Annotated in this window: 21 protein-coding genes and 1 riboswitch; all 21 genes read left to right on the top strand. The window is 43.1% G+C overall.

Annotated elements, in window-relative coordinates; translation table 11 throughout:
* Nucleotides 1–420: 420 nt before the first annotated feature.
* A riboswitch (SAM riboswitch) is annotated at nucleotides 421–543 on the top strand.
* A 117-nt stretch (nucleotides 544–660) separates the two neighbouring features.
* Nucleotides 661–1,593: a homoserine O-acetyltransferase MetA gene (metA, locus tag J2Z20_RS17525; RefSeq protein ID WP_209853326.1), complete on the top strand. Its 933-nt coding sequence runs from the start codon at nucleotides 661–663 to the stop codon at nucleotides 1,591–1,593.
* 12 nt (nucleotides 1,594–1,605) lie between these two features.
* Nucleotides 1,606–2,787, top strand: a complete 1,182-nt coding sequence (locus J2Z20_RS17520) for an aminotransferase class I/II-fold pyridoxal phosphate-dependent enzyme (protein WP_209853324.1) — start codon at nucleotides 1,606–1,608, stop codon at nucleotides 2,785–2,787.
* 2 nt (nucleotides 2,788–2,789) lie between these two features.
* Nucleotides 2,790–3,968: a trans-sulfuration enzyme family protein gene (locus tag J2Z20_RS17515; RefSeq protein WP_209853322.1), complete on the top strand. Its 1,179-nt coding sequence runs from the start codon at nucleotides 2,790–2,792 to the stop codon at nucleotides 3,966–3,968.
* 167 nt (nucleotides 3,969–4,135) lie between these two features.
* Nucleotides 4,136–5,272 carry a cyclic dehypoxanthinyl futalosine synthase gene (mqnC, locus tag J2Z20_RS17510; protein ID WP_209853320.1) on the top strand — a complete coding sequence of 379 codons (1,137 nt, stop codon included), beginning with the start codon at nucleotides 4,136–4,138 and terminating at the stop codon, nucleotides 5,270–5,272.
* Nucleotides 5,273–5,373: 101 nt separating this feature from the next.
* On the top strand, nucleotides 5,374–5,637 hold the full coding sequence (locus J2Z20_RS17505) for a helix-turn-helix transcriptional regulator (protein ID WP_209853317.1): 264 nt from the start codon (nucleotides 5,374–5,376) through the stop codon (nucleotides 5,635–5,637).
* 94 nt (nucleotides 5,638–5,731) lie between these two features.
* On the top strand, nucleotides 5,732–6,691 hold the full coding sequence (gene ytxC / locus J2Z20_RS17500) for a putative sporulation protein YtxC (RefSeq protein WP_209853315.1): 960 nt from the start codon (nucleotides 5,732–5,734) through the stop codon (nucleotides 6,689–6,691).
* Nucleotides 6,692–7,031: 340 nt separating this feature from the next.
* Nucleotides 7,032–8,972: a threonine--tRNA ligase gene (thrS, locus tag J2Z20_RS17495; protein ID WP_209853313.1), complete on the top strand. Its 1,941-nt coding sequence runs from the start codon at nucleotides 7,032–7,034 to the stop codon at nucleotides 8,970–8,972.
* Nucleotides 8,973–9,201: 229 nt separating this feature from the next.
* A complete protein-coding gene (locus tag J2Z20_RS17490) occupies nucleotides 9,202–9,714 on the top strand; it encodes a 3D domain-containing protein (RefSeq protein ID WP_415640047.1) in 513 nt (170 codons plus the stop codon).
* A 121-nt stretch (nucleotides 9,715–9,835) separates the two neighbouring features.
* Nucleotides 9,836–10,009 (top strand): hypothetical protein, encoded by a 174-nt coding sequence (locus J2Z20_RS17485; RefSeq protein ID WP_209853295.1) that lies wholly within the window; start codon nucleotides 9,836–9,838, stop codon nucleotides 10,007–10,009.
* Nucleotides 10,010–10,170: 161 nt separating this feature from the next.
* Complete coding sequence (liaF, locus tag J2Z20_RS17480) at nucleotides 10,171–11,067, top strand: cell wall-active antibiotics response protein LiaF (protein WP_209853293.1); 897 nt, start codon at nucleotides 10,171–10,173, stop codon at nucleotides 11,065–11,067.
* A gap of 3 nt (nucleotides 11,068–11,070) precedes the next feature.
* The gene (locus J2Z20_RS17475) at nucleotides 11,071–12,114 is read left to right on the top strand and encodes a sensor histidine kinase (RefSeq protein ID WP_209853291.1); all 1,044 of its coding nucleotides are present in this window, start codon (nucleotides 11,071–11,073) and stop codon (nucleotides 12,112–12,114) included.
* Nucleotides 12,107–12,766, top strand: coding sequence for a response regulator (locus tag J2Z20_RS17470; RefSeq protein WP_209853289.1), 660 nt, complete (start codon nucleotides 12,107–12,109; stop codon nucleotides 12,764–12,766). Before J2Z20_RS17475 ends, J2Z20_RS17470 begins: the two co-directional genes overlap by 8 nt.
* Before the next feature lie 126 nt (nucleotides 12,767–12,892).
* On the top strand, nucleotides 12,893–14,503 hold the full coding sequence (locus J2Z20_RS17465) for a S1C family serine protease (protein ID WP_209853287.1): 1,611 nt from the start codon (nucleotides 12,893–12,895) through the stop codon (nucleotides 14,501–14,503).
* Nucleotides 14,504–14,664: 161 nt separating this feature from the next.
* Nucleotides 14,665–15,351, top strand: a complete 687-nt coding sequence (locus tag J2Z20_RS17460; RefSeq protein ID WP_209853285.1) for a response regulator transcription factor — start codon at nucleotides 14,665–14,667, stop codon at nucleotides 15,349–15,351.
* Nucleotide 15,352: 1 nt separating this feature from the next.
* A complete protein-coding gene (locus J2Z20_RS17455; RefSeq protein ID WP_209853283.1) occupies nucleotides 15,353–16,804 on the top strand; it encodes a sensor histidine kinase in 1,452 nt (483 codons plus the stop codon).
* A 38-nt stretch (nucleotides 16,805–16,842) separates the two neighbouring features.
* A complete protein-coding gene (locus tag J2Z20_RS17450; RefSeq protein WP_209853281.1) occupies nucleotides 16,843–17,802 on the top strand; it encodes a 4-hydroxy-3-methylbut-2-enyl diphosphate reductase in 960 nt (319 codons plus the stop codon).
* A 216-nt stretch (nucleotides 17,803–18,018) separates the two neighbouring features.
* Complete coding sequence (gene aroF / locus J2Z20_RS17445) at nucleotides 18,019–19,071, top strand: 3-deoxy-7-phosphoheptulonate synthase (protein WP_209853279.1); 1,053 nt, start codon at nucleotides 18,019–18,021, stop codon at nucleotides 19,069–19,071.
* A gap of 233 nt (nucleotides 19,072–19,304) precedes the next feature.
* Entirely contained in the window at nucleotides 19,305–20,729 is a 1,425-nt protein-coding gene (glnA, locus tag J2Z20_RS17440; RefSeq protein ID WP_209853277.1) for a type I glutamate--ammonia ligase, read from the top strand.
* A 258-nt stretch (nucleotides 20,730–20,987) separates the two neighbouring features.
* Nucleotides 20,988–22,076, top strand: coding sequence for a 3-phosphoserine/phosphohydroxythreonine transaminase (gene serC / locus J2Z20_RS17435; RefSeq protein ID WP_209853275.1), 1,089 nt, complete (start codon nucleotides 20,988–20,990; stop codon nucleotides 22,074–22,076).
* A gap of 142 nt (nucleotides 22,077–22,218) precedes the next feature.
* Complete coding sequence (gene trmL, locus J2Z20_RS17430; RefSeq protein ID WP_209853273.1) at nucleotides 22,219–22,683, top strand: tRNA (uridine(34)/cytosine(34)/5-carboxymethylaminomethyluridine(34)-2'-O)-methyltransferase TrmL; 465 nt, start codon at nucleotides 22,219–22,221, stop codon at nucleotides 22,681–22,683.
* A 169-nt stretch (nucleotides 22,684–22,852) separates the two neighbouring features.
* Nucleotides 22,853–23,110 (top strand): AbrB/MazE/SpoVT family DNA-binding domain-containing protein, encoded by a 258-nt coding sequence (locus J2Z20_RS17425; RefSeq protein ID WP_209853271.1) that lies wholly within the window; start codon nucleotides 22,853–22,855, stop codon nucleotides 23,108–23,110.
* Nucleotides 23,111–23,233: the final 123 nt, after the last annotated feature.

Below are 23,233 nucleotides of genomic sequence, written 5' to 3'. Positions count from 1 at the left end.
AATATTGTTTCTTCGGAGCATAGGAAATAATCAGCAAGCATCGTTAGCAAACGGCGAAGACAACTACGGCTTCTTTCGAATAAGGAATGAGTCTATCCCCGCACATTGCCGAGCTGATCAAGTTCCTATGCTGTTGAAAAGATAAGATTGTAAGCTTCGACCTCGGGTCGCCTTCCATTTCGAAATTCACCTCACACCCATGAAATTGATAAAAACACTCGTCTAGTATAACGCCCAGACAGCAATGTTTTCAAGACAAAATATATATTCTCTCCCCTACATTAACGTATGGAACTACACTTTAAAAGGTGACCTCCTTATTGCCCATCAATGTTGACTTCAATCTTGACGAAACCTGCATCAATCGATTAAAGTTAACTCAAGGAGTAATCCTTATAAAATGAAAAAGAATATAGCGAAATCTTATCAAGAGTAGGTGGAGGGACTAGCCCGATGAAACCCGGCAACCGGCGATGTATCGCACGGTGCTAATTCTTGCAGAGAACTAACCCTAATGGGGATGGAAGCTCTGAGAGATGAGAGAGGCGCATACATAAACAGATATGACCTTTCTCTAACTTAGAGGAAGGTCTTTCTTGTTTTTACACGACTTTCTCGAGGTGCAGATTTTCGCAGCCTATTTAAGAAGGAGTGAACAAAATGCCGATTAAAATTCCAGATCATTTGCCAGCAAAAGAAATATTGGCACAAGAAAACATCTTTGTAATGGATGAAAGCGCTGCGTACAGGCAAGATATTCGTCCACTTCGTATTGCGATTCTTAACTTAATGCCGACGAAAGAAACGACAGAAACACAAATTTTACGATTGCTTGGAAATACACCCCTTCAAGTAGATATTGTGCTTCTACATCCAAGTTCTCATGTATCTAAAAATACATCTGAAGAACATTTGCGTTCGTTCTACTCAACGTTCGATGAAGTGAAGCACCGCCGCTTTGACGGACTTATTATTACAGGAGCTCCTGTAGAAACGATGGAGTTCGAAGATGTGAACTACTGGGAAGAGCTGAAGCAAATTATGGATTGGAGCGTTACGAATGTGACATCTACAATGTACATTTGTTGGGCTTCACAAGCTGGTTTGTATCATCATTTCGGCATTCCTAAAGTACCGCTTGAAGAGAAATGTTTCGGCGTGTTCGCTCACAAGGTGAATAAACCCAATGTGAAGCTGCTTCGCGGTTTTGATGAATTGTTCTATGCGCCTCATTCCCGTCATACGGAAGTGAGACGAGAAGATATTAAGCGGGTTCCGGAGCTCGAAATATTGTCGGAGTCAGATGAGGCAGGCGTATATATTGTAGGTACTAAAGATGGGAAGCAAATTTTTGTAGCGGGACATTCTGAATATGATCCGCTCTCTCTGAAGTGGGAATATGATCGCGATGTTGCGAAAGGGATGGATGTTCCTATTCCAGTCAATTATTTTCCAAATAATGATCCAAGTAAAACCCCGCCTTCTACTTGGCGCGCACATGCGAACCTTCTATTCTCCAATTGGCTCAACTACTATGTGTATCAAGAAACGCCATATGACATCGATCAAATCGTTGATTCTTATTCCATCTAGGGGGCGAAGAGAATGAATAAAGAGAGACAGCTCAAAATAGAAAGTAAACTCGCACAAATTGGATCTGTGGAGGAGCCGGTTACAGGAGCAGTGAATTATCCGATCTATCAGGCAACGGCCTTTCGTCATCCGCGTCTTGGGCAAAGTACAGGTTTTGATTATGCTCGGACGAAGAGCCCGACCAGGAACGTATTAGAAGAAGCAGCTGCGGAGCTTGAATGTGGAGATAGAGGCTTTGCATGCAGCTCGGGTATGGCAGCGCTTCAGACGATTTTTGCGAAATTCGGTCAAGGGGATCATTTGATTGTATCTCTTGATTTATACGGAGGTACATATCGCTTGCTTGAACGAATTATGTCTAGATATGGAGTAACCGCTTCGTATGTGGATACGAACGATTTAGACGCTTTAGAACAGCATCGTCAGCCGAATACGAGAGCGATATTTATCGAGACGCCAACGAATCCGCTGATGATGATTACAGATATCGAGGCAGTGTGTAAATGGGCCCGCCGTCATGGTCTGCTTACAATCGTGGACAATACGTTGCTTACACCGTTCTTCCAGCGGCCGCTAGAGCTTGGAGCAGATATTGTCGTTCACAGCGCCACGAAATATTTAGGCGGACATAATGATGTGCTGGCCGGATTAATTGTAACGAAGGGGAAAGAATTGTCGGATGAGATTGCCTTTCTGCACAATTCCATTGGTGCAGTGTTAAGCCCTTCAGACAGTTATCAATTGATGCGCGGTATGAAGACTCTCGCACTCCGAATGGAACGTCACGAAAGTAACGCTGCCGCGATTGCGCGGCATTTGCAAAACCATCCTTTAATTGACAACGTGTATTATCCAGGGTTTAAAGACCATCCTGGATATGATATACAACAGAAGCAGTCGAGCGGAAATACAGGAATCTTCTCCTTTAAAGTGAAGGATGCCCGTTACGTAGAACCGCTCTTGCGACATATTAGACTTATAGCTTTCGCCGAGAGTCTAGGGGGCGTTGAATCGCTGATGACATATCCTGCTGTTCAGACTCATGCGGACATTCCGGTAGAAATTCGCGAAGCTGTCGGGGTGGATGATCGTCTGCTTCGTTTCTCGGTAGGGATTGAACACGTAGATGATTTAATCGCTGATCTGGATCAAGCGCTTGAAGCAGCACGTTTGGAAGTTGAAGGAGGAGAGTAAGGGTGAGTCAACATAATCAGAACGATGCCGAGCAACATCAATTGAAGTTTTCGACCAAGCTGCTTCACTTTGGCTCGGAAATTGACCGCTCAACTGGGGCATCAAGCGTACCTATTTATCAAGCTTCAACCTTTCATCATGAAGATATATTCAATCCACCGCAGCACGATTACAGTCGTTCCGGAAATCCAACACGGCAGGCACTTGAAGATTACATTGCCCTTTTGGAAGGCGGTGTTCGCGGATTTGCTTATTCTTCAGGGATGGCCGCGATTTCAAGTACATTCATGTTATTATCTGCTGGGGATCATATGATTGTAACAGAGGATGTGTACGGAGGTACTTATCGCTTGCTTACAATGATCTTGAATCGGCTGGGCATCGAATCTACCTTCGTCGACATGACGGACCTGGATCAAGTGAAGGCAGCGCTGAAGCCGAACACGAAAGCCGTTTACATGGAGACGCCATCGAATCCTACATTGAAAATAACGGACATCGCTGCTGTGACTTCATGGGCTAAAGAGCATGGCCTCATCACGATGCTTGATAATACGTTCATGACACCATACTATCAGCGGCCGATTGAGCATGGAGTAGATATCGTTCTTCACAGCGCCACAAAATTTCTTGGAGGTCACAGTGATGTGCTTGCTGGATTAGCGGTAGCGAGTACACCATCTCTCGGACGCCAGCTCAAGCAGCTTCAGAATGGTCTTGGTACTGTTCTTGGCGTGCAAGACTCATGGCTGCTTATGCGGGGGATGAAGACGTTAGGGGCACGTATGGAGCATAGTGAAATTAGCGCGCGTAAACTAGCCGAGTGGTTAGCTCAGCGTCATGATATCGATGCGGTATACTATCCTGGGCTTAAGCATCATCCGGGACGCTTAATTCATGAGAAACAATCTACAGGTTATGGAGCTGTCGTCTCGTTTGATGTCGGTTCAGGAGAACGGGCCAAACAAGTGCTGAGCCGGGTGGAAATTCCGCTTGTAGCAGTCAGTCTTGGAGCGGTGGAAAGCATTCTGTCCTACCCTGCGATGATGTCGCACGCTGCGATGCCTCCTGAGGTCAGACGTGAGCGCGGCATTACGGATGGATTAATTCGTTTCTCAGTAGGGCTAGAAGATATCGATGATTTGATTCATGACTTAGAACAAGCATTACAAACATCTTAATTTACTAGGTAAATAACAATCGCATTAACATGCTAAACAGCACCCATGATCACTTTCTTTTCAGGTGCTGTTTTTCTATTTTGTTTGTGATAAAATGAACAAAGGCATTGTATTGATAATAGGTTCATATTGTCAGATGAGTTCTTTTCTCAGGAGGAGGTTAACCGATGAGCACGGTAGACCATATTTTAGATAAAGCGTTGCAAGGTGAACGACTTAATTTAGAGGACACCACCACATTATTTGAATCGAATGAAGTGGAGAAAATAGGACGCGCAGCGAACATCATTATGGAAAGGATGCATCCAGAGCCTGTTACGACGTTCGTCATTGGACGGAATGTCAACTATACGAATATCTGTGATGTGTATTGCCGTTTCTGTGCTTTCTACCGTAAACCGGGATCAGAGGAGGGTTATGTCCTTCCAGACGAAGTTATTTTTCAAAAAATACAAGAGACTGTTGATGTAGGCGGTACGGAAATATTGATGCAAGGCGGTACAAATCCGAACCTTCCATTCAGCTATTATACGGACTTGCTGCGTAACATTAAGAAACGCTTTCCGAATATTACGATGCACTCTTTCTCACCTGCGGAAATTCAAAAGATGAAAGAAGTTTCTGACGGATTGTCTCTTGAAGAAGTGGTCCGTCAAATTCACGAGGCAGGGCTTGATTCACTGCCTGGCGGCGGAGCAGAAATTCTTGATGACCGGACTCGCCGCAAAATTAGCCGTTTGAAAGGTTCATGGACAGATTGGATGGACGTCATGAAGACGGCGCACAAAATCGGCATGAACACAACAGCAACCATGGTTATTGGGTTTGGCGAATCGATGGAAGAGCGGGCGCTCCATTTAATGCGTGTACGTGATGCACAGGATGAATGCATCGCTAACCAATATAAATCTGAGGGCTTCCTTGCATTTATCCCATGGACATTCCAACCGGATAATACGAATATGAAGCGCGAAAAACAGACGCCTGAGGAATATTTGAAGACTGTTGCTATCAGTCGAATTGTACTTGATAATATTAAAAATATTCAATCTTCCTGGGTAACGATGGGACCTGAAGTCGGCAAGTTATCTCTTCAATATGGCTGCAATGACTTTGGCAGTACGATGATTGAGGAAAATGTCGTATCTGCCGCGGGAACAACGCATAAGGTGAACATTGAGCAAATTTTGAAATTAATCCGTGAAGCGGGTAAAATACCTGCTCAGCGTAATACTCGATATGAGATTTTGCGCGTCTTTGATGAGAATAGCCACGCTGAGCGTGACTTTGTTATGCAGAACTAATACAAAATATTTCCGAATAATAAGATGAAAAAGCTGATGCTCTTAAGAAGCATCGGCTTTTTTTGTTGGTAAATGAATGGAAAGGTAATGAGAATTTGAATATGGCCATGGTCTCTAACCATGTATCGCTCAATTATTCTTACTTTAGCCAGGCGTTTAAAGATTACACAGGCGAAAACTTTGTCAATTATTTAAAAAAAATTCGCATTAAAGAGGCTAAAATGTTGCTGGAACAAACGAATGATAAAATTTATGAAATTGGAAGTAAAGTCGGTTTTGACCAAGTGAAGCAGTTTAATAGGGTATTTCGTGAGCTTGAAGGAATCTCGGCCGTAGAGTACCGAGACAAAATCTATACTAAATGATGTAAAAGAGGCCTTTGCTTCCCAAGAACTGCTCCTGTATATCTGTTTCCTGAAGCCCATATACTCTAAGAAGGAAACCGAAAGGAGTGAGTTCATGGAACTATTTACCGTATCGGTATCGACGCCTACAGAACAGTCAGCAAGTTTGTTTGTACAATCCATTCGTCAAAAGTTTAACGGTTTACATATAGCCAAACACGGATTTCGATTTCGTTATATTAAGGAAAATCCAGTAACGTCGTGGACATGTAAGGGAGATGAGACCAAGCCTGGATTTTCAGAATGGATGCCTCGCATATTCAAAATGACAGCAGAGATACTCGCCGAATATATCGTCATTGTTAAAGAGCCTGAGCTGATCATGAAATTGATTCGGAAACATGCGAGTGCTGCATTTGAGGACGATTATGAGCAAATACAGAAATTTTGTTCTGACCTGTTAGGGGGCGGGGTTCCGCTTGAAGGGTTCCAACTTCAAAAGGGACGAATGAGCAAAGTAGAGGATGTAATCTCTACGTATTTAAAGGAAAATGTGAGTCTCAATTTAGATGGTTTCATCAAATTTCGGCTCCAAAATTACGAAGCTGAATTGCATGAAATGGTACAATATGCGATCGATGAATTTTTGCTGGATAAGCAATACGAAGAATTTATCGGATTATTAAAATATTTTGTCTATTTCCAAGAATCGCGAATGCCGCTTGTTCACGTTATGCATAAACAGAATCAAGAATTTGTCCTTCTGAATGAACAGATGAATCCAATCGAAGTGACGTCAGAAGGGGTCGTAGTCGAGATGCTTGATCAAGAGATGGAACTAGAGGATATGATTGTTAGCTCGCTTATATCCATTTCCCCTGCGAAGATTATCATTCACACATGTGAACCAGATATTCAAATCATTTCAACGATCCGGCAAATTTTTGAAAGCCGTGCTCATATATGTCTGCATTGCCAAGATTGCAGTCCACATCTCGGTAATGGATTGCTTCACGCCCAGCATGAAATCGTACACTTGACGAACATGAACTGGGAGAATTATAATAACACGTAAATTACGTTATAAAAGCGACGACAAAGACATGAGCCAAAGAGTATGGACAGTACAGAGAGAGGAAACTAGGCTGCAATTTCCTTCAGTTTTCCGGCTTTGGTTTACCCCTTTTAAGCTGCAGTTATGAATCTTCCCACGGGTGCACCCGTGGATAGTAGTAAGAATTGCCGGGTCATTTCCGTTATCAAATGTTTAACGAAGGACTGTTTGATGATAAGATTTTTTAACAGTCGAATTAGGGTGGAACCACGGGTATACAAGCACTCGTCCCTTTGCGGGATGGGTGTTTTTTTGTTGTTCAAATTTAGAATTAAACATTGATTGTAGGAGGTATGTAACAATGGCGATTAAAATTTCATTGCCAGACGGTTCTGTCCGCGAATATGCGGAAGGAAGTACTTTAGAAGACGTTGCGGGTTCCATTAGCAGCGGACTTAAGAAAAATGCTGTAGCAGGTAAAATAAATGGTAAACTGGTTGATATTTATACATCAATTACCGACGGCGCAGCTGTCGAAATCGTAACACTGGATTCCAAAGACGGGCTTGAAGTGCTGCGGCATAGTACTGCCCATCTGCTGGCGCAAGCGGTAAAACGCCTATTCGGCAACAAAGAAGTGAAGCTTGGTATTGGGCCAGTTATTGAAGACGGGTTCTACTATGACATGGATCTAGAGCATCCGCTTAATCCTGAAGATCTGCAAAAGATCGAAAAAGAAATGGAACGGATCGTTTCTGAAAACTTGCCAATTCGTCGCCGTGAAGTAAGCCGCGAAGAAGCACTCGCAATTTACACAGAGCTTGGCGATCCGCTGAAGCTGGAACTTATTAATGACTTGCCAGAAGGCTCCGTTATTTCGATTTATGATCAAGGCGAGTTTTTCGACTTGTGCCGCGGTCCGCATTTGCCTTCGACAGGTAAAATTAAAGTATTCAAACTGCTTAGTGTTGCGGGTGCTTACTGGCGCGGTGACAGCAAGAATAAAATGCTTCAACGTGTATACGGCACAGCTTTCGTGAAGAAAGCAGAGCTTGACGAACATCTTCACATGCTTGAAGAAGCGAAAAAACGTGATCACCGTAAGCTCGGTAAAGAACTTAAAATCTTCACATTCTCCCAATTGGTAGGTCAAGGATTGCCGATCTGGCTGCCTAACGGTGCGAGACTGCGCCGTACTCTTGAACGCTACATTGTTGACCTCGAAGAAAGTCTCGGCTACCAACATGTATACACTCCAGTAATGGGGAATGTAGAACTGTACAAAACTTCAGGTCACTGGGATCACTATCAAGAAGATATGTTCCCTAAAATGGTTCTCGATAACGAGGAACTCGTTCTTCGTCCGATGAACTGCCCACACCATATGATGGTGTTCAAGAGCGAAATGCGCAGTTACCGTGACCTGCCAGTTCGCGTAGCAGAACTTGGTTTGCAGCATCGTTATGAAATGTCCGGTGCGCTTACAGGACTTCACCGTGTGCGTGCAATGACTCTGAATGATGCACATATTTTCGCTCGACCAGATCAAATTAAAGAAGAATTCAGCCGTGTTATTCAGTTAATTCAAAAAGTATACGAAGATTTCGGTATTAAAGAGTATCGCTTCCGTCTGTCTTACCGTGATCCGAAAGATACTGAGAAATACTTCCCGAACGATGAAATGTGGGAAATGTCGCAACGTATGCTTCGTGAGGTGGTTGAAGAATTAGGTCTTCCATTCTTTGAAGCAGAAGGTGAAGCAGCGTTCTATGGTCCGAAGCTGGACGTGCAAATTAAAACAGCTTTAGGTAAAGAAGAAACATTGTCTACTGCTCAGCTCGACTTCCTCTTGCCAGAGCGCTTTGAGCTTGAATATGTAGGAGATGACGGACAGAAACACCGCCCAGTCGTTATTCACCGCGGTATTATTAGTACAATGGAACGATTTACTGCATTCTTGCTCGAGAACTTTGCAGGCGCGTTGCCGCTTTGGCTGTCTCCTGTACAAGCAAAAGTGATCCCAGTATCGGGTAATTTCGATGACTACGCGAAAGAAGTAACTGAGAAATTAAAACAAAGCGGCATTCGGGTAGAGGCCGATCTTCGCAATGAGAAATTAGGATATAAAATCCGTGAAGCACAGCTTGAGAAAACACCTTATATGTTCATCGTAGGTGAGAATGAAAAGACAAGCGGTTCTGTGTCCGTTCGTAAACGCGGTGAAGGCGACATCGGCGCTAAATCGCTTGATGAAGTCATTCTTCTTCTGCAAGAAGAGATCAGAACGCATAAAGTTCAGTAAGCAGGAGCTTACTTAAAATGTTCTGCCATGTATAAAACGGTATAACATTGGAAAACCTTCAGAGTAAGGGGGAGGTTTCTCAATGTATAAAATATCGACAAGGCAGAAAATGAGTATTACCTTACTGCCTTTAATCCTGATATTCATGTTTGTGAGTACGGATTATACGGTTCAAGCCAGCCTGTACGAATTGCAAAACTCACCTGGCAGTCTTTATAAACCTAATTATATGACCAAGAAATATACACCCGCTCGAAGCAATCAGAATAAAGGCAAATCCACTTCATCCATTGAAGTATTAGCACCTCGCGATGAGCAGGTCATCAAAACGATGAAGGTGGTAGCTACCGGCTATACTGCCGGTTATGAGTCAACGGGCAAAAAGCCTACACATCCACAATATGGAATTACTTATTCCGGCGTAAAAGTGCGCCGTAATAAAGGCTCTGTCTCGACGATTGCAGCCGATTTAAAGGTGTTTCCATTAGGTACAATATTGTATATTCCCGGTTACGGGTACGGTATTGTCGCAGATAAAGGATCGAAAATTAAGGGTAAGAAGATCGACCTTTATTTTACAACGGTCAAACAGGTGTATAAAGAGTGGGGTAAGAAGGAAGTTGAAGTACAGGTTATCAAGCGAGGCGGCGGCAAAGTGACGGAGAAAATGCTCAAATCTCTTGGCAAAGCCATTGAGGTGAATAAGCAGTTTCCTGACTCGCTGCTCGAAAAAGCGATTTAATAACAATAAAGTATTAAAAAATAGTGGGCATTAATGGTTCTGTGATGAACCGTTAATGCCCTTTTTTCTGCATAATGTCTTGGCATGAGTTACATACTACATCTAGAGGGAGGTGATCCTTGTGGCAAATAATCAAAACAATAAAACAGGTGCTGGCAAGTATAAAACTCCGAACGAAAAATTCAATGCTGAATTTGCGGAAGAGAACAGTCAGACGATTGCTCAGAAAGCGTCTCGTTCTCATTCGATCGCAAACAGCGGTACTCAAAATCAGCAAAACAAACAAAATCAGTAATGATGAAGAGGGAGCGCCACGCTCCCTTTTTCTATTTATATCCAGTTATCTCAGTCTTCAGACGGACATACACTTCCATCTTGCGCCGCTGTTACAATACTTCTCTATATTGTACACTTGGATTATTAAATTCAGTTGAAGTATTAATAGGGGGTTCATTTATGAGGAGCGGTAAATGGAGTAGTGCTGCAGCAGGACTGTTCCTAATCGGCATCGGAGCCATTATATTTCTCAATCAATTCAATATTGTTGATATTAGTATAGGCTCACTGTTTGCGACGTATTGGCCAGTATTTCTCATCATGGGAGGGATAAGCAGCTTTTGCCAAAATCGCAGAGCATCTTCATCTTCATTCGGAGGATTGCTGCTGATCGTCTTTGGTGTTTATTTTCTAGGAAGAAATTTAGGGTTTATTGATTTTTCCATAGGAAGTCTTCTTTCTATGATCATACCATTATTGTTCATCACCGGAGGAATTTATCTCCTCTTTAAGCCGCGAGGAAGAAATCATTACAGCAGAAGAGATCGAGAAATATTTGAGGATGCGCCGCCAGAGCCAATTTCATCTGACTTCGATAGTACTTTTAACCATACCATGAAAGAAGCTGGGTATGTACCTGAACCGGAATTAAAATCTGAAAAGTACGCCGCCGATCATCAACACCGAGGCCATCGTGAAGTCATAGGCAAATCCGGCTTTATCGGTGATGTGCATATTGGAAGCGACTATTTCCCATTAAAACCGATGAATCTTTCACACTTTATTGGGGATTTCGTGATCGATCTGACGAAGGCGCAAATTCCTTATGGTGAAACGAAGCTGAACATTTCTGCCTTTATCGGTGATGTAAGGATATTTGTTCCGAATGATATGAACATCGGTATATCTGTCAATTCAAACTCGTTTGTCGGTGATATTCGAGTGTTGTCTGATTATTCAGACGGATTATTTGGTCATATTAACACGACTACGACGAATTATTCGGAAAAAGAAAAAAAGGTTCACATAACGATAAGTGTATTTATCGGCGACGTCAAAGTGAATACGGTGGGTTAACGGATGATCGGTCGTATTTTTAATAATACAAAGTGGCAGCTGTTGTTTTATTTTGTTCTGACAGGCATGTTCGCTGTAATACTCTATTATATTGGCGATTATGCAGGTTATTTTGTAATCAGCAATCAAGAGGCTTCGGCCTCTTTAATCGCTATTGTCTTATTTTTATCCTTAATAGTCGGATATATTGCAGTCCAACGATTTCTTCGTAAATTAGATTTGCTGCATCTCAACATTTTGCAAGTCGGTAAAGGAAATTTAACAGTTCGTATGCCGCAAACCGATGATCATACTTTTGCCAGTGTGTATCATGAATTTAATGAAATGATGGCTGCGATGGAGCATAAAATGAAAATTTTGCAGCGCCTCGGGGAAAGTGAAGTGATGGAACACGAGAAAGCGGCGGAAACGGCTGTTTTGGAAGAACGAAGACGGCTTGCGAGAGATTTGCATGATTCGGTAAGCCAGCAGCTATTTGCGATTCATATGTCGGCATCTGCACTTCCTAAAGTACTGGAGAATAACAAAGACCAGGCGGATCTCGTAATCAATCAATTAATTCAAATGTCAAATTTAGCGCAAAAGCAGATGAGAGCGCTCATCGCTCAGCTGCGTCCCATTGAGCTGGAAGGAAAGACGCTCGGCGAAGCGCTTGAACAATGGTTCCCTGACTACTGCCGTCAAAATGGACTTAAGGGAATTAAGGAAATCGAACTAAAAGGGAAGCTAACGGAAGCGAAAGAGCATCAACTGTTTCTCATTATTCAAGAAGCGATGGCTAACATCGTTAAGCATGCCGGAGCACATATGGTTAGTCTGTCGCTCATAGAAGGACACAATCAAGCGGTGCTTAGCATTAGCGATGATGGCAAAGGATTCAACAGCTCGCTAAGCAAGCAAGGTTCATACGGATTATCTACGATGCGGGAGAGAGCGGAAAAGCTTGGTGGACATGCAGAAGTAATCAGCAAGCCTGGTGCAGGAACGACAATACGAATTCATATACCTATTTTTAATGAATTGAAACGAGGGGAATCGGATGTCTGACAGGATTAAAGTGATGTTAGTCGATGATCACGACATGGTACGGATGGGACTGAAAACATACTTATTGGTAGACCCTATATATGATGTCATTGGGGAGGCGAGCAACGGTCAGGAAGCAGTGGATTATCTTAAGTCAGTACAGTCAGAAGATTTGCTGCCTGATATCATTTTGATGGACTTAATGATGCCGATCATGAATGGGGTTGAAGCGACGAGAGCGGTGCTGGAGCATTTTCCGCAAATGAAAATTATCATTCTAACAAGTTTCTTGGAGGATGAATTGGTGGCAGGCGCTATTGAAGCGGGTGCTGTAAGCTACGTTCTAAAGACAGTGTCTGCTGAGGAATTAATTTATGCATTGCAAGGTGCTTTTCGCGGAATGCCGGTTATGACTAAGGACGTATCTCAATCGCTCACGCGCGGAATTAGACAACGCACGATCCAAGGAGACCATGAGGGCATGACAGAGCGGGAGAAGGAAGTGCTGCTTCTCGTTGCCGAAGGCAAAAGCAATAAAGACATTGCTGAAGAACTTCATATCAGCATCAAAACCGTAAAAACGCATGTCAGCAATTTACTGATGAAGTGTGAGGTAGATGACCGGACGCAACTAGCGATTTACGCACATCGAAAAGGCTGGGTTACTGTATAGCGGTCATTCATCATGTTTTATCTCCTTTTTAATTGTTTTTAATGTAAAATTAAGGTTTGTAGTAGAAGATATGTACATGAGGAACAGTTAATCGAAATTCTATATAGGATTAGGAGGTATAGTAAAATGGACGACAAATTTAAATACGGACAAAATGATGAGAACTCATTCGATCGTCAAGAGAGAAGCAATCATGAACAAAATAGCGCTCACCCAAATGAATCGTCGTACTACTACTCTTATGGACCATTCAAATCGGTTCGCCAAGAAGGAGAGCGAGAGCCTGAGGATGTTATCGTAACGCCTCCACAGCCAATTAAACCGATTCCACAGATGCATGAAATGAACAACGCTTTCTTTGGAGACGGCAGCAACGGTTCTGATGGTTCATCCAATCGACCTAATATGCCGGCGAATGCAGGGAATTGGCAATATAATGCTCGCCCGAGAACATCGCTCAAGACGGTGGTTGCTTCTTTCTTAGCAGGTATGATCGTCATTTCATCACTTATGTTCGCGGCAGATCGCACTAATCTATTTACGCCTGATAAAGAAGCGACTACTCAGTCCGTAGACAGCACATCTTCTGAACAAAGTGCCCCTGCAACTGCGGCGTCCATGAATATTACGAATCAGAATGATGTGATTAGTGTTGTTAAAGAAGCGAGTCCGGCCGTTGTCAAAATTGAGACGCTTCAAAAACAAAGCAGCCGTTCAAGCTCGAACCCGTACTTTAATGATCCAATGTATCGTTTCTTCTTTGGCGACGGTTTTGGTGGAGACGGTGGAAGCGGAAATGACGAATCAGGAAACGGTTCAGGATCACAGCAAAATAATACGCTAGTTCCAGTTGGCATTGGATCTGGGTTTATTTTCGATAAATCAGGATATATATTAACCAATGAACACGTTGTCCATGGGGCAGATGAAGTGCAAGTAACACTCGAAAACAGCAAAAAAACTTATGAAGCTAAAGTACTCGGCACAAGCTATGAATTGGACCTTGCTGTTCTTAAAATTGATGGCAATCAAAACTTCCCATACATTCAATTGGGAGACTCGCAAAATGCTCAGGTCGGAGAATGGTTAGTTGCCATCGGTAACCCGCAAGGATTTGACCATTCCGTCACTGCGGGTGTACTAAGTTCCAAAGAACGCAGTATTACGATCCCTGGAGAAAATGGGGAACCAGATCGTCAATATGAACACTTGCTTCAAACAGACGCATCGATCAACCCTGGTAACTCTGGCGGCCCACTCCTTGATCTTCATGGTCAAGTCATTGGTATGAATGTAGCGGTAAGCTCGGATGCGCAAGGTATTGGATTTGCCATTCCTTCATCTACGATTAAAGAAGTGTTAGATAAGCTGAAAAATAACCAAGAAATACCGAAGAAACCAGTTCCATTTATCGGTGCTGAGTTAATGAATTTAACAGAAGATCTTGCTAAACAATTGGGTACGAACGTAACCGAAGGTTCTGTCGTTGGAAATGTCATTTTCAAATCGCCAGCATATCAAGCGGATCTTCGCGCATATGACATCATCGTAGGAATCAACGGCACCAAATACTCAAATACGCAAGACTTGATTGATTTCATTCAAAAACAAACGGTCGGCAGTCAAGTAACGCTTAACATTATTCGCGATGGCAAAAATATGGATCTCAAAGTGACGATTGGCGATCGCAACAAATTTACATCTGCCAATTCAAACGGAACGAATGGCGGACAGTAATAAACCATTTAGATGTGACTTACAACAAAAATAGCGGAAGGACAAATTCCTTCCGCTATTTTTCTAGTTCGTGGGTAGATGCAGATCATTGTTTCCATTTGTTACAATGTAATTTATAAATAATGACTTATTAATCGTTAAATGAAGTAAGGAGATGCTTTATGAGATCTACAATATTGATCATAGATGATGATGAGAAAATCATCTCGATGCTGCGCAGGGGCCTTGCTTTTGAAGGCTACAATGTACTTACAGCAATGAATGGAGCGGAAGGATTGCAGCAGATGCTTGAGAGTGAACCAGACTTAGTCATCTTGGATGTGATGATGCCTAAGGTAGACGGTTTTGAAGTTGTGAGACGTCTCAGAGAAGGAGGCAGCACGGTTCCGATCTTAATGCTTACTGCCAAAGATGAAGTTGAGAATCGAGTCAAGGGGCTAGACCTCGGCGCAGATGATTATTTAGTGAAGCCTTTTGCTCTTGAAGAGCTGCTTGCTAGGGCAAGAGCGCTATTAAGAAGAAAAGGTTCAAGTGAGCAAGAGGGTAATCGCCTTGTGTTTGAAGATATCATCCTCGATTTAGATTCGCGTGAAGTCATTCGGGGCGGACATCGGCTCGAATTAACAGCGAAGGAATTTGAATTACTGCATTTATTTATGCAGAACCCGAAACGTGTATTATCGAGAGATCTTATTATGGATAAAATTTGGGGCTATGATTACAGCGGGGAATCGAACGTGCTCGAAGTTTATATTGCCATGCTCCGTCAGAAGACAGAGGAACATGGAGGAAAGCGCTTGATTCAGACGATTCGCGGTGCCGGTTACATCTTGAGAGGTGACTCATAGTATGTCCATTCGTTTGCGGCTTACCGCATGGTATGCAGGCATTTTGGCCGTAACTCTAGTTCTGTTTGGTGTTGCCATTTATGGGCTGGTGCATTACAACACTTATGCAGAGGTTGAACACAAAATACAAGGTCAAGCGCAAAACATTTTACAGAAACTAAGATTGTCTCAAGGACTTGACCTTTATTTAGATCCTCAGCAAGCAAGCAAAGTAGAAGATGCCCAAATATATGTGCAAATTTATAACTATACAAATCATGTGCTTCAGCAATCGACCAATCTATTGAATTCGGGCATGAAATTTCCTATACCGGATATGAAGGATGTTGAGAAAAGCCAAGGTTTTCACCGGATTGAAGTGTCCAAATATCCTTTTTTGATGTATCAACATTCCATAACTTATCAAGGGCAATTGATCGGTGTACTGCAAGTGGCGATGTTTACCGGGTCTGAGGATAAGCTGCTGAATCGACTCCAGAACATCTTGGTTTATGGCTCGGTCGTCATGCTGTTTATTGCGACAACTTTTGGATTATTTCTAGCTCGCAAATCAATGCGGCCTATTGGTAAGGTGATCGAGGCTGCGAATCAAATTCAGAAGGGTACAGACTTAAGTGTACGTATTGATTATGATGGACCGCATGATGAAATTGGACAGCTCATTGATACTGTAAACAACATGTTCTCTCGGATGGAAGGATTTTATAAGGATCTAGAAGATGCCTACGCTGCCCAGCGCCGATTCGTATCGGATGCCTCTCATGAACTGCGGACTCCACTAACGACGATTCGCGGCAATGTTGATTTACTGAAGAAGGTGTGGAATTCAGAATCCAGTGAAGGGCAGAAGCTCGATGATGAGACGATGCGTCAGCTGTCCATAGAAGCGGTTAGTGATATAGCCGATGAGGCTAAGCGGATGAGCCGGCTTGTGAATGACATGTTGTCTTTGGCAAGAGCAGATGCAGGACATACGTTTGAGAAGGAACCGATTGCTTTGAAACCTCTTGTTGAAGAAGTAGCTCGCCGCTCTCAGTTTCTCCCTCATACTGCGGATTGGGTCGTAGGGGATTTGGATGTCCTTAATGGAATATATGTGAACGGCAACAAAGATTATTTGCAGCAGATGCTGTTTATTTTTGTAGAGAACGCATTTAAGTATACTCCAGAGGGTCATGTGAACCTTGACGTCATTTTATACGAAAACCAAGTTGGCATACGGATTGCTGACAGCGGAATCGGCATGAACAAGGATGAAGTGCCGTATATCTTTGATCGGTTCTATCGTGCCGATGAATCTAGGGGAGTTACGCAAGGAACAGGACTCGGACTTTCGATCGCCAAATGGATTATCGATGAGCATGGAGGTTCGGTGGAAGTGGTTACGAAGCTCGGGGAAGGGACGACGTTTATCGTCTGGTTGCCGGTTGTCTTTAATCCACCGCTGGAATAGGGTATAATGATGTCATCCAGAGAAAGCAGGTGTTTCCCATGGAAGTTATTAAAATTTCCCCGCGTGGATATTGTTACGGTGTTGTCGATGCCATGGTACTCGCTCGGCAAGCCGCGAAAAATTTAGATCTTCCACGCCCTATATATATATTAGGCATGATTGTTCATAACAGTCATGTCACGAATGCGTTCGAAGATGAAGGGATTATTACGTTAGATGGACCGAATCGATTAGATATTTTGAACCAAGTCGATAAGGGGACTGTCATCTTCACAGCACACGGTGTATCCCCTGAAGTACGTAAAATTGCTCGTGAAAAGGGACTGACTACCGTTGATGCAACGTGCCCGGATGTGACCAAAACGCACGATCTTATCAGCGAGAAAGTAGCAGACGGCTACGAAATTATTTATATCGGCAAGAAAGGTCACCCTGAACCAGAAGGAGCAATCGGAATTGCCCCTGAACATGTGCATTTGATCGAGAAGGAAGAAGAGATTGAGAAGCTTGAGCTGAATGGTTCCAAGATTGTGATCACAAATCAAACGACGATGAGCCAATGGGATATTAAGCATATTATGAAAAAACTGCTCGAGAAGTTTCCTGCAGCGGAAGTTCATAATGAGATCTGCTTAGCCACTCAAGTGCGGCAAGAAGCAGTAGCTGAACAAGCTGGTCAAGCTGATCTTGTCATTGTCGTCGGAGATCCGCGCAGCAACAACTCGAACCGGCTTGCACAAGTGGCTGAAGAGATTGCCGGCGTTAAGGCTTATCGTATATCCGATGTTACGGAATTGAAGAGAGAGTGGCTTGAAGGCATTAACAAAGTAGCCGTAACATCAGGCGCATCCACACCGACTCCGATTACGAAAGAAGTTATTGCTTACTTAGAGCAATATGATGCTAACAAACCGGAGACGTGGGAAGTTGTACGTACGGTCAACATGAAGAAACTTTTACCTCAAGCGAAAGAAAAAACTGGCACGACTGCATCATAATCATTTTGCCTTTCATCTTGAAACGGCGGATTCTCAATTGAGATCTGTCGTTTTATTTTTTTATAAAACAGAATTGATACTTGACTTTAAAAGGACGAATAAAGTATAGTTACTTTAACGGTTAAAAGCGTAGAAGCGAACAAGCGTCTAAGTGAAAAAGTAAAATTGATCATAAAAAACATTTATTCGTAAGGATATGAAAGGAAGGCGATGGCCATGATCGTTATTACATCGAATAAAGCACCCGAAGAACAAATACAGGAGATTGTTAGAGTCATTGAAAAGGAAGGTCTGCAGGCCCATGTTTCTCGCGGAACGGACCGTACTGTGATCGGTTTAATTGGTAAAGCGGAACCGAAGTTAGCTGAGCATCTGCGCCAAATGAAAGGTGTAGAGAATGTCGTAAAAATCACTAAATCATATAAACTCGCAAGCCGCGATTTTCACCCTGAGAATACCGTCATTAATATTAACGGGGTAAGCATTGGCGGGGATGAACTCGTTGTTATGGGCGGGCCGTGCGCAGTCGAATCAGCTTCCCAAATTGATGAGATTGCAGCGCTTGTGAAGGCGGCAGGCGGTCAAGTGCTCCGCGGAGGAGCATTTAAGCCTAGAACGGGTCCATACAGCTTCCAAGGAATTGGAGTAGAAGGGCTTATTATGATGGCAGAAGCGGGCAAGAAACACGGTCTGCTGACGATTACAGAGGTTATGACTCCAGAGTACGTCGATATCTGTGCAGAATATGCTGATATACTGCAAGTCGGAACTCGTAATATGCAAAACTTCGATCTTCTTCGTAAACTAGGCACATGCGGTAAGCCAGTACTTCTCAAACGCGGATTTAGTGCGACGTACGATGAGTTTCTGAACGCAGCTGAGTACATTTTGGCAGGAGGCAACCCGAATGTGATGCTCTGTGAACGGGGCATTCGTACATTTGAAACGTACACACGCAATACGCTCGATTTGGCTGCCATTCCAGTATTGCAAGAGCTTAGCCATCTTCCAGTCATTTCTGACCCAAGTCATGGTACGGGAAGACGCGAATTGGTAGAGCCAATGGCGAAGGCATCGGTTGCGGCTGGTGCGAGCGGTCTAATCATTGAAATGCACACAGATCCGGACAATTCCATGACAGGTGATGGAGTGCAATCTTTATTCCCTGATCAATTTGCCCACTTGTTAAAAGATTTAGAGAAATTAGCGCCGATCGTCGGCAAACGGTTTGATACTGCTAAAGCACCTGCAGAATCATTCCCTCATTAAGCCAAATGATAAATATACCCGCGCCTGAAACCCTTCAGGCAAGCGGGTTATTTGCATTTATGTAATATAATTCCTGCAAAATGTAAGAATAGCTAACATGGTTTAAAAAAATACCTTACATAACTATTGACGCTGTAATTTTTCAGATTTATAATGACGTCAATATAAAAAAATGAGCATGAACATTCAACATTATTGTAGGGTTCAATGTTCGGGATTTGGGAGGGAACGACATGTCCGTTCAAGATGTATTAAAAACAATTAAAGAGAAAAATATCGAGTGGGTAGATTTTCGTTTTGTAGATCTTTCAGGTCGTGCACATCACATTACATTGCCGGCAAGAGAAGTAGACGAAGAGACTTTTGTTAACGGTGTAGCATTTGACGGTTCTTCTATCCCTGGCTTCCGTGGTATTGAAGAATCCGATATGGTCATGATGCCAGATCCAGAATCTGTGTTCATCGACCCATTTACTGCACATCCTACACTTAACATTATGAGTGACATTTATACGCCAGATGGCGAGCGCTATGAACGTGACCCTCGCTCCATCGCAGCTAAAGCAGAAGCATACTTACAACAAACAGGTATAGGAACAGCTGCTTTTTTTGCACCTGAATCCGAATTTTTCATTTTTGATGACGTTCGCTACGAAAGTACAATGAACAGTTCTTTCTTCTCTGTTGATTCTGAAGAAGCGGCTTGGAACACGAATCGTAAAGAAGAAGGCGGCAACCTCGCATTTAAAGTTCGCGTAAAAGGCGGATATGTTCCGGTTGCTCCAGTTGACTCTCAACAAGATATCCGCAGTGAAATGTGCAGACTCCTTGAAGAAGCAGGACTTCGCGTTGAACGCCACCACCACGAAGTAGCAACAGCAGGTCAAGCGGAAATTAACTTCCGTTTCGATACGCTTTTAAAAACAGCTGATAACCTTATGGTTTATAAATATATCGTCCATAACACAGCACGCCAATTCGGAAAAGTAGCAACATTTATGCCAAAACCATTGTTCGGTGACAACGGAAGCGGTATGCATGTTCACCAATCGATCTTCAACGGTGATGAGCCTTTGTTCTACGAAAAAGGCGGCTACGCTAACCTAAGCGAAATGGCCCTAAACTATATCGGCGGTATTTTGTACCACGCTCCAGCTTTGATTGCTTTGACCAACCCAAGTACGAACTCTTTCAAACGTCTTGTTCCTGGTTATGAAGCGCCTGTCAACTTGGTATTCTCCAAAGGCAACCGTTCTGCAGCAATCCGTATTCCTGTAGCTGCTGTAACACCTAAAGGCTGTCGTATCGAGTTCCGTACTCCTGACTCCACAGCGAACCCATACCTTGCTTTCGCAGCAATGCTGATGGCAGGTCTAGACGGTATTAAGAAAAAAATTAATCCAGTTGAGCTTGGATATGGTCCGCTTGATAAAAACATCTACGAAATGTCCGATGAAGAAAAATCGAACATTCGCAGTGTTCCAGGTTCCTTGGACGAAGCGCTTGATGCTCTTCAAGCTGACTATGAATTCTTGACTGAAGGCGGCGTCTTTACGAAAGAATTTATCGATAACTTCGTGGCATTGAAACGCGGCGAAGCAAAAGCAGTATCGATGCGTGTTCATCCGCACGAATACGGTTTGTATTTCGATTGCTAATACGAACTTATTGTAGGTATTAAGAAAGAGAGTGAAGACTAGTTCTTCACTCTCTATTTATTTTGAATAGGGCACAATACAGATAAATTAAAGTCGATTCTTAGAGATTTCGAAGTCTACTGAGCGCCAAAAGCTCGGTTAACTCGTTTATTTTTGAAAACTACTTGGCAGTTCGCAATATATTCTTGAAGGTAAGCAGGAATGTTGCTATCATAGCCATAACTATATTTTTTGCTATAGAGAGAGGATGGGAGTTCGATGGGGAAGAGAGCTTATAATTTTAATGCAGGTCCAGCAGCTTTACCACTGGAAGTTCTAGAACGTGCTCAAGCAAATTTTGTGGATTTTCGGGGAACCGGAATGTCGATCATGGAGATGTCACATCGCGGCAAAGTTTATGAAGAAGTACATAATGAGGCAGAGAGCCGTTTGCTCTCATTACTCGGCAATCCTAAAGGCTATAAGGTATTGTTCCTGCAGGGCGGAGCCAGCACACAGTTTGCAATGATTCCGATGAATTTTCTGACTGAAGGCAAGGTAGCTAGCTATGTTCATACAGGAAGCTGGGCTGATAAAGCAATCAAAGAAGCGAAGTTAATCGGTGACACTCACATTGCAGCTTCATCAGAAGCGGATAACTTTATGTCGATCCCTGATTTGAAAGATATTCAAATTCCAGAGAACGCGGCTTATTTGCACATTACCTCGAACGAAACGATTGGCGGGGTTCAATATCAGCAATATCCGGATACGGGAAACGTGCCTTTAATTGCGGATATGTCCAGCGATATATTGAGCCGTCCATTTGATGTCAATCAGTTCGGACTCATCTATGCTGGCGCACAGAAAAATTTAGGTCCTTCTGGGGTTACTGTCATTATTGCCAGAGAAGAACTGATTGCTGAGTCTCCAAAACATATTCCAACGATGCTGCGTTATAGCACGCATGCGAACAATAACTCTCTCTACAACACGCCGCCTTCATTCTCAGTGTACATGGTCAATGAAGTATTGAAATGGATTGAAGAGCAAGGCGCGCTTGAAGGCATTGAACAGAAAAATCGTGAGAAAGCTCAGCTTATTTATGATACAATAGATGGCAGCGGTGGTTTTTACACCGGTCCTGCCCAGGTGGGAAGCCGTTCATTCATGAACGTCACTTTCCGTCTCGCTTCAGAAGAGCTTGAGAAGCAGTTTATTAAGGAATCTGAGCTCGAAGGCTTCGTAGGACTTAAGGGTCATCGCAGCGTTGGCGGGTTACGCGCCTCGATTTATAATGCTGTTCCTTATGAAAGCTGCAAAGCACTGGCTGATTTCATGTCGCATTTCCAAAAAACTCATGGATAATGACGCTTAATGTAAAGCAAGCTTCAGCCTTCCGCCTAAAGGTGGAAGGTTTTTTCATGCTGGCTGAGGCGTCAGATTTACTTGTGAGCCCCGCAAATGGGGAATAATAATAGGATCAAATAAATAAGGTGGATGATTACAAATGGCACTTCACATTGTACTAGTTGAACCAGAAATACCTTCAAATACAGGGAACATTGCGCGCACTTGCGCAGCAACAGGAACACATCTGCACTTGGTGCGTCCTCTAGGCTTTTCGACGGATGATAAACAATTAAAGCGTGCGGGACTAGACTACTGGCATGCGGTTAACATTGAATATCATGATTCTTTTGCTGAACTAGAGGAGAAGTATAAAGGTAGTCGATTCTTTTTCGCAACTACGAAAGCTAAAAAGTACTATACTGATTTTCAATTCCAAGACGGGGACTTTCTCGTATTCGGTAAAGAGACGAAGGGATTAGCACCAGAGATTTTGGCCGAACATCCGGATACGCTTATGAGAATGCCTATGGGTGACCAAGTTCGATCACTGAATCTATCGAATTCAGCGGCTATTGTTGTCTATGAAGCATTGCGCCAGCTGGGATTTCCTGGACTGCACTAATCGTTATTTAACGTGTCTATGCCTCTATGATGCGGGCAGGATTAACTTTTTGTAATAAAGTGATAAAATTTCATCTAATCTAGCAGGATTCACAAAATCTACAGCGAAGTAGTAAAGGAGAACCATTTTTATATTACGTCAAGATGAACAGGAAAGGTGTGCGTCGTCTATGAAACCTGCTGGTGTGGTGCGAAAAGTAGACCAGTTGGGAAGAATTGTCTTGCCCAAGTCGCTGAGAAAAAGGTACCAAATGAACGAAGGAGATCCGGTAGAAATACTAGTTCAAGGGGATCATATTATTTTGGAACGTTACCGTCCCAAATGTGTGTTCTGCGGATCGATGGATGAAGTAAGTGAATTTAAAGAGCGCCATATATGTGCTCAATGTTCTGATGAAATGATTTCACTGCAAAAACATTTTTTCTAAAAGAAGTTCAAAGCACCATGTGAACTGAACCCTATAAAGTAGACAGTTTAATAAAAAGAGATGCTGCTATCTACGCAGCGATGAGATGACTTCGGTAAGCTGCCGGAGTCATCTTTTTTAAGT

It is taken from the genome of Paenibacillus sediminis (assembly GCF_017873765.1).
Classification (GTDB): domain Bacteria; phylum Bacillota; class Bacilli; order Paenibacillales; family Paenibacillaceae; genus Paenibacillus_AG; species Paenibacillus_AG sediminis.
The sequence above is the reverse complement of the archived record's forward strand: the minus strand, read 5'-3'. Positions and strand labels throughout refer to the sequence as shown.